The following is a 13,042-nucleotide window of genomic DNA, read 5'->3' as shown; positions in this document are numbered from 1 at the left end:
GACGAAACGTTGACGGGCGGCCGGGCTTCGCCACGGACGAGGGACGACGCAGTTCAACCGCCGGCGTCTTCATCACATCCGCTCGGTACGCGCCGCGCGCCGACGTACGTTCGGTCGGGTGACTTCCGAACTGGCCCGCGCCGCTGCCGGGCCTGGAGGTCGACGACAACGTGCTCCGGTACAGCAAGGCGTCCGGCTTCCAGTCCGGGAACCTGCTGCCTGAGCCGGGCCGCATCATCGCGCCCACCCTCGTCGTCGTCGGCCACGACGACTTCACCTGCGACCGGGTGTCCCAGGCCGAGCGCATCCACGCGGCCCTGCCGTCCCCGGCGCTGGAACTCATCGCGAAGTGCGGCCACTTCCCGTGGATCGAGCAGCCCGCGGCATTCGACGCGGTCTGCGAGACATGGTTCGCCGGCCCGTGACGGATCAGCACTGAACGCCTCGCGCCGGGCGCCGTCGAACGAAGCATGACGAACTTGCCGAGCCAGTCTTCGGTCCGCTCGCTGACCCTGGGTGGAGTGCGATTCACGTACGTCGTCGACGGCGCCATGGCCTTTCCTCCGAGCGGTTTCTTCCCGTCCGTACCGCCCGGCGAATGGACGGGCGATCTGCTGGACGAGCGGGGCATGGTGCCGATGTCGGCCGGTGGTCTGCTGGTCGAGATCGGCGGGCGGCGGCTGCTGATCGACGCCGGGCCAGCCCGGGTCACACGTCCTACCTCGTCACGGCGGGCGCCGAGCGGCTGCTGTGCTTCGGCGACGCCTTCCACCACCCGCTGCAGCTGAACCACATCGAGTGGGGCTCGGTCCCGGACCGGCACGGCGACAGCGTCCCGGCCGCCCGGCGGCGCCTGATCGACGAGATGCTGGTGCCGGGCACGGTCGCGTTCGCCTTCCACTTCGGAGACCAGCCCTTCGGCCGCGTCGCCCGCGCGACGGACGGGACGGTCACCTGGAATCCGGTGCCCAGCACCGTGATCACCGGCCCGCCGCGCCTGCTGAGCCGGCTGTGACGTCCGCGCGGCGACGGGTAGCGGGACGCACCGCTGGGACAAGAAGTCCGGACGGAACCCGTGGGGTTCCGTCCGGACCGGCGACCGGCGCGATGAAGCGGGAGCCCGGCGGGCTTCGTCCGAGCGGTGGTGACGTCTTCGGAGCTGCGGGCCGATCGGCGTGAGCAATTAGTCGTCGCCCTGGATCAATGCCCATGCACGCGTTCGTTTCTAGCGTTGGCACCATGAACGAAGAGACTGAGGTAATCATCGTGGGGGGCGGCCCGGTCGGGTTGATGCTGGCCGCCGAACTCCGGCTGGGCGGGGTGTCCACGGTCGTGCTGGAACGGGCGGACGCCCCGGCCGGACATCCCCGCGCGCTCGGCCTGCACGCCCGGACGCTGGAGCAGCTGGCCCTGCGCGGCCTGCAGGAACCGTTCCTGGCCACCGGAGTTCGCGTGCCGTCCTGGCATTTCGGCTTCCTGCGCGAGCGGCTCGACCTGACCCGCCTGGACAGCCCGTACCCGTTCATGCTGGCCTTCCCGCAGGACCGCACGGAGGCGATCCTCGAGCAGCGTGCCCTCGAGCTGGGCGCCCGGGTGCTGCGTGGCGTGGCGGTCACCGGCCTGACCCAGGACGCGGACGGCGTGCGGGTCAGCGTCGACGGCGGCCCCGACCGGCGCGCGGCCTGGGTGGTCGGGGCCGACGGCGCAGGCAGCACCGTACGGCGCAGCGCCGGCATCGGCTTCCCGGGCACCGACGCCGACACCTACGCGTACCTGGGTGATGTCCGGGCCGACGCGCCGCCCGTACCCGGGTACGGCGTGCAGAATGAGAAGGGCGCGCTGATTGTGGCGCCGGTGCCGGGCGGACTGTTGCGATTCACCGGTTACGACCCCGAGCATCAGGACGCCGGGCGGCGGGAGCTGACCCTGGACGAGCTGCGGGAGATCACCACACGCATCGGCGGCGCCGACTTCGGCCTGCGCGACCCGGCGTGGCTGAGCCGCTTCGGCAACGCCACCCGCGTCGCCGCGCGGTACCGCGAGGGACGCGTGCTGCTGGCCGGGGACGCCGCCCACATGCACTTCCCGGCGGGCGGGGTCGGCCTCAACCTCGGCCTGCAGGACGCGATGAACCTGGGCTGGAAGCTGGCCGACGTCGTCAGCGGCTGGGCTGGTGACGACCTGCTGGACACCTACCACGACGAGCGACACCCGTGGGCCGAGGACGTCGCCGAGCACACCCTTGCCCAAACCGCGTTGATCACCGCAACCAGCCCGACCGGCCAGGCCCTGCGACGCCTGCTCGGCAGGCTGATCGACCGGCTGCCCGATCTCTCCCTCGTCCTGGCCCGGCGCCTGGCCGGGCTCGACGTGCACTACGGCAAGGAGGGGGAGCTGGCCGGATCCCGGGTGGCCGAGGCCGGCGACGCGCTGCTCGACGGCCGGCCCGCGGAACTGGTCGTCGAGGGTCGCCCGGTCATGGTACGTCCCGACGGGTACGTCGGAAGCCTTATCGGCTGATGGCAATCTGCCGGTGCGTCGCGGCGGTGTGCCCCCACCAGCGTCGCGCGCATCGGCTCAACACGCCCGCCTCGGCGAGACCGAGGCGGGCGGCGATCTGTGCCAGCGGCTGGTCGGTGCCGGTCACCAGGGCGTCGGCCCGCTCCCGCCGTACACAATCGAGGATCTCGGCGAACGTCAGACCCTCGTCGAGGAGGCTGCGCTGGATCGTGCGCGGGTGTGCCGCGATCGCCCGCGCCACGTCGTCCAGCGCGGTCGGCCGCACACCGAGCCGATCACCCAGCGCCTGCCGTACCCGCCAGGCGAGGCCGGAGCGCTCGACCTGACCGGAGAGCACTCCGGCCGGCACCCGCAGCACGGCGGACGGGCGCCCGAAGCGCACCTTGGCCCCGAACGCCTCGCTGTAGCCGTGCGTCCCACCGGCCGGGGTGCCCGGCAGGTCGACCGACCGTGGGCCGTAGTCGCCCCGCAGCCGGCGCAGGTCGTGGTGCAGGGCGAGCAGCGCGGGCACGGGCCGGCCAGCATCCTCGAGCAGGCGCAGGCCGACGACGTGCCGTGCGCCGCAGGGATCGGGCACCACGGAGAACGCGGGGGCCGGACCGTGTGCCGGCATCCGCTACGCGCCGGGGGTGATCGGCTCGACGTGGCCGTCCGACTGCCCGGTGTCGCGGCACGCGTCCTGCGGTTGTCTCACAAAGGCGGACGTGGACTGGTCCGGCGGGATGACCCGGAAGCCGCGAACCTGGACCGGGCGGCAGGCGTTGGGCGCGTCGGTGACGACGATCGTCGCGTGGGCCTGTCCGCCCGCCTTCAGGGTGACCCGCGGGGTGGTTGCACTGTCGCGGATGAAGCCGCGGCCGACCTGTGTCCCGTTGTCACCAGCCACGAAGGAGACGCCGGGGTAGCCCTGCTCGAAACAGGAACGCCCGGAGACATTGGTGAAGATCAGCCGTTCGGCGTGCCGGAGCGCCGAGCCCCCGTAAATACCGGGGACGGCCGCGAGGGACACTTCCAGGTCGTTCGTGCGGCATTCGGCCACGGTAGTCGTCGTGGTGCTGTGGCCGCCGCCCCCCGTCTTCGTCCCGGCCCCGGCCCCCGTCCCGCCGCCGGGCGGTGCCGTCGAGGGAGCCGGAGCCGGCGCCGAGGGGCCACCCGCGGCCGTCGGGCCCGGACCTGCACAGGCCGCCGCCGACATCATCAGGCCGGCCAGTCCGGTCAGCACCACCATCGTTCGTTTGACGTTCCGCATGTCGCATCTCCTCGGGGTGACGTCCTCACTGCTGTCGACGGGAGCCCTCACCGTCAGTTCACCTACCGGTCCGCCTCGCGGCGAGGCGTACGTCACGAGGCGAACTCGCGGGCCATCGGGGCGGTCGGACGCTCGTACGGCGCTCCGACTATGTCCGCGTGGCGCGCACACTCAGCCCTCGAGGAGCCGGGCGACCACCAACGCCGCGTCGGCGGGCATACCCGACAGGAACGCGGAGGCGAACGTGCTCTGCAACGGCATGCCGACGAAACCCAGGCCGGGCGTAGAGGTGGACACGCCACGCCGGTGCACGGGCCACCCGTCCGGGCCGAGGGCGCCGGGAGCAAGCCAGTCGTAGCCCGGCCGGAACCCGGTGCACCAGACGACGTTGGCCACCGTCAGCACGCGGTCGTCGGCCAGCCGGGGCCCGCCGTCGCTCACACCGGCCACCCGCGGGACCCGCCGGATCCCCGCGGCGCGCAGGGAGGCGGGTGATTGCCACACCAGCGGCGCCGCGCGACGGCCTCGTTTCCGTACGAGCTCACCGAGCCGGCCCGCCGGAACCCGGCGACCGAACACCAGCCACCGGATGAACAGGCTGCGCGCCAGCGCGACCGGCACGGAGCCGGTGCCGCGGCCGGCCATCCACACCTGGCGGTCACCGGCGAGATCCATGGCGGTGCGCACCGGCAGCTCGAAGCGGGCCGCGTAGTCGGCGCCGCGAAGTTCGACGACGGTTCCGATCGTCACACCGTCCGGCACGGGTCCTCGTCGGTGGTCTTCCCAGCGGTGGCTTCTCACCCGGCCGAACCCGTGACATATCCTTCATCTGTGAGTGAGTGGCTGGACGCCGACCAGCAGCGGGCCTGGCTGGCCTTCATGCGTGTTCAGCACCGGATCAACTTCGAGGCGAACCGCCAGCTGCAGGCCGACAGCGGGCTGTCCCTCGCCGACTACGACGTCCTGAACGTGTTGGTCGCGGACCCTTTGTCGATCACGGACATGGCCCGGATCCTCGGCTGGGAGCGCAGTCGCGTCTCGCACCAAACCAAGCGGATGGCGACCCGCGGCCTGGTCCGCACCCGCCCGCACGGCGACGACCGCCGGATCACCGTGGTCGAGGCGACCGAGGCCGGGCGCCAGGCCAACCGGGACGCCGCGCCCGGTCATGTGGCTCTGGTGCGCCGGCTCTTCTTCGACGGCCTTTCACCGCAGGCGGTTCGCCAGTTGGCGGCGATCCTCGAGACGGTGCACGAGACCATCGGGCCGCCCTAGATCTGCTCGGCTCCGCCGTCCACGAAGACCTCGGCGCCGGTCATGAAGCTGGACTGCTCGGACACCAGGAAGAGCACCACGTTGGCGATCTCCTCGGGACGTCCGATGCGGCCCATCGGAACCGTCGTGGCGAGCTGCTGGAACAGCCCCTGCGGGTTGTCCGGCACGAGACCGCCAGGCCCGGCGTCTCGGTCGGGCCGGGAACGATCGTGTTGACCCGGACGCCGCGGCCGACCAGTTCGCCGGCCCAGGTGCGGCCCAGCGAGCGGATCGCGGCCTTGCTGGCGGCGTAGAGCCCGAACGCCGGCTGCCCGTTGCCCGCCGAGCTGGAGCCGGTCAGCACGATGGCCGCGCCCGGGTTGAGCAGCGGCAGCACCTTCTGCACGGTGAAGATCACGCCGCCCACGTTGGTGTTGAACGTCTGCTGGTAGTCCTGCCACCCGACCGAGTCGAGCGTCGCGAACTCACCGCCGCCCGCGTTGACGAAGACCGCGTCGAGTCCCTTCCCGTGGTCGCCGATCGCGGCGGCGAGCCGGTCGAGGTCCTCGAGGTTGCTGACGTCGCTCGTGATGCCCGTGGCGTTCCGCACCTCCTTGACCGCAGCGTCGAGGCGCCCCTGATCGCGCCCGGTGATGAAGACATGAGCGCCCTCGTCGGCGAACCGGTGGGCGGTGGCCAGCCCTATCCCGCTCGTGCCCCCGGTGACCAGCGCCGTCTTGCCGTCCAGCTGTCCCATGACGTTTCCCCTCTCGAATTTCAGTGACATGTCATGCATACCGCCTCACCGCATTAAATGACATGTCATGTACGTCACGGAACGGATTCTGAACTTCACGCACCGGCCAACGTGTCGCTCGCCGACGCGGCCCGGTCGTCAGCACGCCTCAGGCCGGAGCCTTCGTCGCCTGAGATCCCGCGCACCGACCGCGCTGCGGTCACGGTCGTTCGCGCGGAGACCGGGGATCGTGTGCTGGTGTTCTGCGGACTCTAATCCTGCGTAGCGCCGTTGATCGATACAGCCTTGACCGCGCCGCTGCTCAGATTCCAGCGCTGCAGCAGATCGGCGTAGGTGCCGGTGGCGACCACCTGGTCCAGCGCACCCTTCACCGCGTCACGGAGCTGACTGTTGTTCTTGGCGAACGGGATGCCGATCAGGCCCGGATCGTACTGGGCGGTCGACGCCAGCTCGTAGTAATCCTTGGTACGCGAGTCGGTGGCCAGGTGGGTTGCTGCCGGGAAGTCGTTGAGCACCGCGACCGCGCGGCCGGTCCGCAGCTGCAGCAGCGCGTCGGCATTCGTCTTGTATTCGTTGATCTTCATCGGCCGGCCGTCGCACTCGCTCTGGGTGCGGTGCAACAGATCGGCCTGGATGGTGCCCTTCTCGATGGCGACCACGTTGCCGCACAGGCCGGTCAGATCGGCGACGCGGTGCGGATTGCCGCGCTGCACGATGATCGACGACCCGGCGGAGAGGTAGTCGACGAAGTCGGCCTTCTTCTCGCGCTCGGCGGTGTCGGTCATAGCCGACAGCACACCCTCGTAGGTGCCGTCGGCCACCTTGTCCAGGGCGGTCTGGAAGGGACCGGTCACGATCTGGATTCTGATGCCCAGAACCTGACCGATGGCGTCGGCGAGATCCGGTTCGAACCCCACGATCGTACGGCCGTCCGCCGCGAACGACTCCATCGGCGCGTAACTGGCGTCGGTGACGAAGCGGATGTAGCCGCGGTCGCGCACCGCCTGCGGCAGTGAGTCGTGCAGCGCTTGGTCGAAGGGGACGGCGCTCTGCCCGGCCGGCTCGTCGGCCTTACCACCGCATCCCGTGAGGAGGCCGAGCGCGAGCATCGAGACCAACAGCTTCTTCATCGGATCGCTTCCTCCGGAATCGGTACGGAAATCTGCGCCCACGGCATCGGCCGCGAGTAGTGATAGCCCTGGGCCTCGTCGCAGCCGGCCGCAGCGAGCCAGTCGGCGATCTCGGCCGTCTCCACACCCTCGGCGGTGACGCGGCAGCCGAGCCCCCGGGACAGCGCGATGACCGCGTGGACGATCGCCTGGTTCTCCTTCTCCTCGAGCACCGTCGCCACGAAGGTCCGGTCGATCTTGAGTTCGACCAGTGGCACCCCGCGCAGCCGTTCCAGGCTGGTGTAGCCGGTGCCGAAGTCGTCCATCGAGAATCCGATCCCCCGGCCGGCGAGCCGATGGATCGCGGCCATCGAGGTCGCCCGGTCGTCGACCATCGCCGTCTCGGTGACCTCGAGGACCAGCCGGTCCGGCGCGGTGCCGAACTCGGCCAGCAACGCCTCCACCATCCCGGCGAAGTCGGCGGCCTCCAGGTTGCGGGCCGAGACGTTCACCGAGACCGTCCAGTCGCGGCCGGCTGCTGCCCAGGCCGCCTGATCGGTCAGCGCCCGACGCAGCACCCATGCGGTCAGCGGCTCGATCAGTCCGGACTGCTCGGCCGCCGGCAGGAACTCCGACGGCGGCAGCAGGCCGCGTTCCGGGTGCTGCCAGCGCACCAGCGCCTCCACCCCGCAGATCGTGCCGTCGCTCAGGCTCACCTTCGGCTGGTAGAACAGCACCAGCTCGTCCCGGTCCAGGGCGTGCCGCAGCTCCGCTTGCACCACCAGCCACTGGGTGGGATGGCGGGTTCGCTCGCCGGTCCAGACGACGATGTCAGCCGTCCCCCGCTTGCCCTGATACATGGCCGCGTCGGCGTGCCGGAGCAGCTCCTCGACCTCGGCGCCGTGCGCCGGGTAGAGCGCGATGCCGAAACTCGCCTCGATCGTGAGCGGCACGCCGTCCAGGACTACTTCGCTGGTGAGCACCGTCCGCAGCGACTCGAGCATCACCCGTACCTCGTCGGCGTCCGCCCCGGGCACGATGAGTGCGAACTCGTCGCCGCCGAGCCGGGCCACCGTGTCCTGCTGGCGCACGCCGCCCCGCAACCGCGCGGTGATCACCTTCAGCAGCTCGTCGCCGGCGTGGTGGCCGAGCGTGTCGTTGACCTCCTTGAAACGGTTGAGGTCCACGACGACCACCGCGCCGCCCTTGTCCTCGCGGAGAGCGGCTGTGGCCCGCTGCCGGAACGCCTCTCTGTTCGGCAGCCCGGTCAGCCCGTCGTGCAGCGCCTCGTGCTCCTGCCGGGCGGCGTAGCGCCGCAACGACCGGGTCGTCGACCACGAGATCAGGCCCAGCGCCAGGTAGAGCACGCCAAGACCACCGCCGAGCCGCCAGTAGGTGACGACCATCTGTTCGTGCAGCCGCTGGTCGATCTTGTCGTACGGGAGATAAAGCTCGAGTACCCCGATCGCCTCACCGGAAGCTCGCGCGAACACCGGTTGCAACACCCGGATGACCTTGCCACCGGCTTCGTTAGCGTCGGCGATCATGGTGGCCCCGGCCACCCCCACCGTCGCCGAGTGAAATGCCGGATCGGAGACCGGCACCCCGCCCGAGGTGGACCCGTCGTCGGAGTAGACGACCTGACCGGTGAAGGTGCGCAGCCGCATCCGCAGGACCGAACCGTGGAAGAGCGCCAGATCAGTCGCCTTGGCCAGCGAGTCGCGCTCGCTCTCGGTCAGTCCGCGGCTCAGATCCGCGGCGTCGAGCGCCGGCGCCACCGCCATCTCGGCGATGACGGCCGCCTGCGCGACCCCCTGATCCCGCCCCTGCTTGGCCGCGTCTTCCTGCACACCGTTGAGCAACACCGTGGCCAGCGCCCCGATCGGCAGCAGACTGGCCCCGAGGTACGTCGCGAACAACCGCGAACCGGATCGCGCCGCTCGTCGTCTTCCTCCGGGTAACCACACGGCCGCATCATCGGCTGAGTCGCCGTCCAGCTGAGGAAACTGCGGGAACAGCAGCGGCGTCAGATGGGGTTCACCACCACGGCCGCTCCAGGGCACGGTCGGTACCGCCGGTGCCGTCCAGGCCGTCCAGCGCGTCCATGTCGGCGGAGGTCAGCTCGAAGTCGAAGACTTGCGCGTTCTGCTCGATCCGCTCCCGGTGGGTGGACTTGGGCAGCACAATGAGACCGCGCTGCAGCGCCCAGCGGATCAACACCTGAGCCGGGGTACGGCCCAGCCGCTCGGCGATCTCGGCCACCTGCCGATCGCGCAGGTGCCGGCCTGTGCCCAACGGGCTGTAGGCCTCCAGGGCCAGGCCGCGCGCTTCGCAGGCCGCCAGCAGATCGCGGCGGAACTCGAACGGGCTGAACTGCACCTGGTTGACGACCGGGGCGACCTCGGCCACCTTGAGCAGGGCGTCAACCTCGGACGCGCTGAAGTTGGAGATGCCGATCGAGCGCGCGTAGCCCCGCTCGTGCGCGCCCTGCATACCCTCCCAGGCCCAGGTCGGCCCGCCCTGCGGCCAGTGCACGAGGTAAAGGTCGACCGACTCCACGCCGAGGCGCTCGAGGCTGCGCTGCGCCTCGACTTCCGGGTCACTCGAGCCCGGATAGAACTTAGTCGTGATGAACACGTCCTCCCGGGCGACGCCGCTGTCACGCAGCGCCCGCCCGACGCTGGCCTCGTTGCCGTACGCCTGCGCGGTGTCGATGTGGCGATAGCCGGCTTCCAGCGCCCAGCGCACCGCGTTCTCGCACTCGGGCCCGTCCGGCACCTGCCACACACCGAGCGCGAGCAGCGGAATCTCCCTGCCGTCGGCGAGCACACGCGCCCGTCCGTTCTCGGTCAGCTCTCCTGCGGCCATCGTTGTCTCTCCCGCTTCTGTGATGAGCACCGGCCGGCGCCCTCTCTGCACTGCCCCACCTGACGCTGAGAAAACTACTGATCGCCACGCCGGTTGCGGAGTGAATCCCTTGAACGGCGACTCGTCGTCAGAACCGGTAACCGTGGTCCCGGATCGGCGCCGCGAGCCTCTTGCCGAGTTCAGCCAGGGTTTCGGGGCAGTGGTAGTACCACCGCATCCTGCTCACCAGGCCGTCTGTCGTTTCGAGCCGCATGACCTCGACCAGCGCTTCGGGCAGCGAGCCGTCGACCGGCGCCTGCCACATCAGCATCAGCGGCTCACCGTCGAGTTCGCCGACTTCGGCCCGGTAACGCACGTCGGACTCGACGACGAACATGTGGTGCAGCGAGCCGTTACGCATCGCGTCGGCACCCTCTTCGTGGACGACCCCGATCAGCACCGATTCGGCGCCGTCGAGGAGCAGGGCGACGATGCGCTCCACGTCGTAGGCGCTGAAAGCTGCGGCGAGGGCCTCGAGGACCGCCCGGTCGGGCTGCGGGCGCGGCCGTCCAGGAATACGCCCGTCGAGCCGTTCCCGGCCGCGGTGCAGCGCAGCCTTCACTGCGCCAACGGTCGTACCGAGGGTTCTGGCGATGTCGGCGAGGGGGTAGTCGAAGACATCCTTGAGGACGATCGCAGCTCGCTCCTGGGGGGCGAGCCGGGTTGCCAGCTCGCTGAGGGCATCGCGCACCTCGAGCGGGTCCGCCGTTTCCGGCGCCGCCGGCTCCGGCATCTCCGCCGGAGTCGGCCGGGATCGCCGCCACGAGTCGATGTAGGCGTTGGTGGCGATCCGGACAAGCCATGGCAGTACCCTGTCGATCCGGTCGAAGCTGTCGGCCGCCCGGCTGAAGGCCCGGGTCAACGTCTCCTGGACCAGATCCTCGGCCTCCCAGATGTCACCGGTCAGCCGGCGGCAGTAGCGATGCAGTTCCGGCCGCACCGGGTCGACACGCTCGAAAAAGACGCTCCGAGCTGCGCGGACACCCTGCATCAGATCATCGTCAAGCACCGTCATACCGTATTCGACGGGCCAACCACCCTTGGAGATACGTGACTGCACGACGCGATTCCGTGAACGGGTGGAAGCGGGGATGGTGAGCACGCCCGGGCGGGCGTGCTCACCACACCGTCAGCGCTGCCGGGTCAGCAGGCCCGGGCGGTAGGGCCACTGACCGTAGTCGCCCTGGAAGTTGGGATTACGGCCCTGGTAGAGCAGTTGCAGGTTGCAGGGGTCGATGGTCATGGTCTGGTCGGCGCTGGTGCGCAGGAGTTCCCCGTGGCTGATGTCGTTGGTCCAGGTGGCGCCGCTGTTGGCCTTGCCGGCGAACGGGTTGCTCTGGGTGGCCGCGTTCGGAGTCCACGAGCCGTTGAGGCTGGTGGCGGTGAAGGAGCGGAAGAAGCGGCCGTTGGAGCCCTGGGCCTCGACGATCATCAGGTACTGGTTCTGGCCCTGGACCTTGTAGACCTGAGGCGCTTCGAACAGGTTCTCCTTGGTGTCGGTCATGATGGTCGTGTACGAGGAGCCGAAGTTGCCGGGGAAGTTCCCCATCGGCATGCTCGTCCGGTAGATCCGGCCGTTGTCACCGGCGAAGAACAGGTACATGTTCTGCCCGTCACCGATGACCGTCTGATCGATCGGTCCGGTGCCCGAGTCGGTGATCGACCCGGTGAACATGGGCTGCGCCGCCGACCAGCCGTTGGGGTTGGTCGGGTCGCTGGAGGTGCGGTAGAAGAACGCCGCCCCGGCGCCCCACTGGTAGGTGAGCACCCAGATGCTCTTCGGCGCGAAGTAGAACAACGACGGCGCGACGGTGCTCTGACTCATCGCGTTCTGCGACGCCGAAGCCATCTGCGACCAGTCCGTGAACAGCGAGAAGTTCATCGAGCCCCAGCCGCTGCCTGCGCCGACGCCGTGCGTGGTCGCGTACACCAGCTGCCTGCCGTTGTAGGGCGCGACAGTGAAGTCCTTGAGAGACGCCCAGCCCGCCTTCGGAGTGGCCAGCTGACCGGTCGAGGTCCAGCGGTAGGTCGACGGCAGGGTGCAGGATCCGCCCGGCGGCGGCGTCGTGGGGGTGGTGCCACCGACACGGACGAGCTGCCACTGCTGATTGGCGCCGTTCCAGTCGGCGTACTGCACGATGTTGCCGCCGTCGGCCGTGGAGGCGCCCTGCACCTCGATGGCCTTGCCGCTGTTGCGGTTGATCAGCTGGATGTAACCGTCGATGTCCTGGATGCTGAACTGCTGGTTGGCCGCGTTGTTGTCCGACCACTGCACGATCGCGCCACCGTCGGCGGTGGACCGGTTGGAGACGTCCAGCACCTTGCCCGACAACCGCGACTTGAGCCGGTAGAAGCCGCCGCCGGAGTCGACGAACTGCCACTGCTGCTGACTGCCGTCGTTGCGAGTCCATTGGGTGATCCGGGCGCCGTCGGTGGTGGCCAGGTTGTAGACGTCGATCGCCTTGCCGCTGTTGCGATTCACCAGCACGTACGACGCGCTGGTGTCGATGGTCGCGGCCGATGCGGCCGGAGCGTTCACGACCGTGAGCACTCCGGCGGCCAGCGTGGCCAGCGCCGCGGCTGTCGCCACCAGCCATCGGCGGCGCCGGTTGGGGGATGTCACAAGTGGCCTCCGGGGTTCGTGACTGGCAAGTTCGTGGTACGACGGCGCTATCCGACCTTGTTCAGCTGCCATTGCTGGTTGGCGCCGTTCCAGTCGGCGTACTGCACGACGTTGCCGCCGTCGGCGGTCGAGGCGCCCTGCACCTCGACGGCCTTGCCACTGTTGCGGTTGATCAACTGGATGTAACCGTCGATCGTCTGGATGCTGAACTGCTGGTTGGCCGCGTTGTTGTCCGACCACTGCACGATCGCGCCACCGTCCGCAGTGGACGCGCCCGAGACGTCCAGCACCTTGCCCGACAACCGCGACTTCAGCCGGTAGAAGCCACCACCGGAGTCGACGAACTGCCACTGCTGCTGGTTGCCGTTGTTGCGGCTCCACTGAGTGATCCGGGCGCCGTCGTTGGTGGCCAGGTTGTACACGTCGATGACCCGGCTGCTGTTGCGGTTGACCAGCACGTACCAGGCGCCGGGCTCCACCGTCGAGCCGCCGCCTCCCCCGTTGCCGGCGTTGAGGGCGTTGAGCACGGAGGTGTAGGCGGCTTTTTTGTTGCCGGAGCCGTCGAAGAGCAGGGGGTTGTCGTTGCGCCAGGAGTCGGTGTCGCGGATGCCCCAGACGGTGAT

At 69.7% G+C, this 13,042-nt stretch carries 14 protein-coding genes and 1 pseudogene; 4 read left to right on the top strand and 11 right to left on the bottom strand.

Features of this window, described 5'->3' with window-relative positions; translation table 11 throughout:
- Positions 1 to 170 precede the first annotated feature (170 nt).
- The 3 genes from KXC43_RS43770 (at position 171) to KXC43_RS43760 (ending at position 2,520) form a co-directional block, all read left to right on the top strand.
- The gene (locus tag KXC43_RS43770; RefSeq protein WP_221382191.1) at positions 171 to 425 is read left to right on the top strand and encodes an alpha/beta fold hydrolase; all 255 of its coding nucleotides are present in this window, start codon (positions 171 to 173) and stop codon (positions 423 to 425) included.
- Between the two features lie 173 nt (positions 426 to 598).
- Complete coding sequence (locus KXC43_RS43765) at positions 599 to 1,015, top strand: MBL fold metallo-hydrolase (RefSeq protein WP_221382190.1); 417 nt, start codon at positions 599 to 601, stop codon at positions 1,013 to 1,015.
- 224 nt (positions 1,016 to 1,239) lie between these two features.
- Positions 1,240 to 2,520, top strand: a complete 1,281-nt coding sequence (locus KXC43_RS43760; RefSeq protein WP_221382189.1) for an FAD-dependent monooxygenase — start codon at positions 1,240 to 1,242, stop codon at positions 2,518 to 2,520.
- On the opposite strand, the gene KXC43_RS43755 is transcribed toward KXC43_RS43760, so the two are convergent.
- The 3 genes from KXC43_RS43755 to KXC43_RS43745 all read right to left on the bottom strand — a co-directional run bounded on the left by KXC43_RS43755 (position 2,510) and on the right by KXC43_RS43745 (position 4,531).
- Positions 2,510 to 3,133: a helix-turn-helix domain-containing protein gene (locus KXC43_RS43755; protein WP_221382188.1), complete on the bottom strand. Its 624-nt coding sequence runs from the start codon at positions 3,131 to 3,133 to the stop codon at positions 2,510 to 2,512. The two genes, KXC43_RS43760 and KXC43_RS43755, sit on opposite strands and share 11 nt — an antisense overlap.
- 3 nt (positions 3,134 to 3,136) lie before the next feature.
- Positions 3,137 to 3,769: a DUF4232 domain-containing protein gene (locus tag KXC43_RS43750; RefSeq protein WP_221382187.1), complete on the bottom strand. Its 633-nt coding sequence runs from the start codon at positions 3,767 to 3,769 to the stop codon at positions 3,137 to 3,139.
- 171 nt (positions 3,770 to 3,940) lie between these two features.
- Positions 3,941 to 4,531: an NAD(P)/FAD-dependent oxidoreductase gene (locus KXC43_RS43745; protein ID WP_221382186.1), complete on the bottom strand. Its 591-nt coding sequence runs from the start codon at positions 4,529 to 4,531 to the stop codon at positions 3,941 to 3,943.
- 69 nt (positions 4,532 to 4,600) lie between these two features.
- On the opposite strand from KXC43_RS43745, the gene KXC43_RS43740 reads away from it, so the two are divergent.
- Complete coding sequence (locus KXC43_RS43740; RefSeq protein WP_308129524.1) at positions 4,601 to 5,044, top strand: MarR family winged helix-turn-helix transcriptional regulator; 444 nt, start codon at positions 4,601 to 4,603, stop codon at positions 5,042 to 5,044.
- Here the strand turns inward: KXC43_RS43740 and KXC43_RS51940 are convergent.
- The 8 genes and pseudogenes from KXC43_RS51940 to KXC43_RS43705 all read right to left on the bottom strand — a co-directional run.
- Positions 5,041 to 5,160: an SDR family oxidoreductase gene (locus KXC43_RS51940; RefSeq protein WP_255645847.1), complete on the bottom strand. Its 120-nt coding sequence runs from the start codon at positions 5,158 to 5,160 to the stop codon at positions 5,041 to 5,043. The genes KXC43_RS43740 and KXC43_RS51940 overlap by 4 nt on opposite strands.
- Before the next feature lie 122 nt (positions 5,161 to 5,282).
- Positions 5,283 to 5,780: pseudogene (locus KXC43_RS43735) on the bottom strand (SDR family NAD(P)-dependent oxidoreductase); the annotation flags it as partial.
- 251 nt (positions 5,781 to 6,031) lie between these two features.
- A complete protein-coding gene (locus KXC43_RS43730) occupies positions 6,032 to 6,910 on the bottom strand; it encodes an ABC transporter substrate-binding protein (protein WP_221382184.1) in 879 nt (292 codons plus the stop codon).
- Positions 6,907 to 8,808 (bottom strand): putative bifunctional diguanylate cyclase/phosphodiesterase, encoded by a 1,902-nt coding sequence (locus KXC43_RS43725; protein WP_255645846.1) that lies wholly within the window; start codon positions 8,806 to 8,808, stop codon positions 6,907 to 6,909. The genes KXC43_RS43730 and KXC43_RS43725 overlap by 4 nt, the downstream gene beginning before the upstream one ends.
- A gap of 118 nt (positions 8,809 to 8,926) precedes the next feature.
- Positions 8,927 to 9,757 carry an aldo/keto reductase gene (locus tag KXC43_RS43720; protein ID WP_221382182.1) on the bottom strand — a complete coding sequence of 277 codons (831 nt, stop codon included), beginning with the start codon at positions 9,755 to 9,757 and terminating at the stop codon, positions 8,927 to 8,929.
- A 127-nt stretch (positions 9,758 to 9,884) separates the two neighbouring features.
- On the bottom strand, positions 9,885 to 10,898 hold the full coding sequence (locus KXC43_RS43715) for an RNA polymerase sigma factor (protein WP_221382181.1): 1,014 nt from the start codon (positions 10,896 to 10,898) through the stop codon (positions 9,885 to 9,887).
- Between the two features lie 27 nt (positions 10,899 to 10,925).
- On the bottom strand, positions 10,926 to 12,491 hold the full coding sequence (locus tag KXC43_RS43710; protein ID WP_221382180.1) for a non-reducing end alpha-L-arabinofuranosidase family hydrolase: 1,566 nt from the start codon (positions 12,489 to 12,491) through the stop codon (positions 10,926 to 10,928).
- Positions 12,467 to 13,042: RICIN domain-containing protein (locus KXC43_RS43705; RefSeq protein ID WP_255645845.1), on the bottom strand; the 576-nt coding region annotated here is incomplete at its 5' end. The genes KXC43_RS43705 and KXC43_RS43710, both read right to left, overlap by 25 nt.

Source organism: Paractinoplanes polyasparticus (genome assembly GCF_019710575.1).
In the GTDB taxonomy this organism is placed as follows: Bacteria; Actinomycetota; Actinomycetes; order Mycobacteriales; family Micromonosporaceae; genus Actinoplanes; species Actinoplanes polyasparticus.
The sequence above is the reverse complement of the archived record's forward strand: the minus strand, read 5'-3'. Positions and strand labels throughout refer to the sequence as shown.

Bases quoted from the DNA above. Each gene is read 5' to 3' on its own strand.
- KXC43_RS43765 (WP_221382190.1), top strand. From the start codon at position 599: ATGGACGGGCGATCTGCTGGACGAGCGGGGCATGGTGCCGATGTCGGC.
- KXC43_RS43760 (WP_221382189.1), top strand. From the start codon at position 1,240: ATGAACGAAGAGACTGAGGTAATCATCGTGGGGGGCGGCCCGGTCGGG.
- KXC43_RS43755 (WP_221382188.1), bottom strand. From the start codon at position 3,133: ATGCCGGCACACGGTCCGGCCCCCGCGTTCTCCGTGGTGCCCGATCCC.
- KXC43_RS43750 (WP_221382187.1), bottom strand. From the start codon at position 3,769: ATGCGGAACGTCAAACGAACGATGGTGGTGCTGACCGGACTGGCCGGC.
- KXC43_RS51940 (WP_255645847.1), bottom strand. From the start codon at position 5,160: ATGGGCCGCATCGGACGTCCCGAGGAGATCGCCAACGTGGTGCTCTTC.
- KXC43_RS43730 (WP_221382184.1), bottom strand. From the start codon at position 6,910: ATGAAGAAGCTGTTGGTCTCGATGCTCGCGCTCGGCCTCCTCACGGGA.
- KXC43_RS43720 (WP_221382182.1), bottom strand. From the start codon at position 9,757: ATGGCCGCAGGAGAGCTGACCGAGAACGGACGGGCGCGTGTGCTCGCC.
- KXC43_RS43710 (WP_221382180.1), bottom strand. From the start codon at position 12,491: ATGGCAGCTGAACAAGGTCGGATAGCGCCGTCGTACCACGAACTTGCC.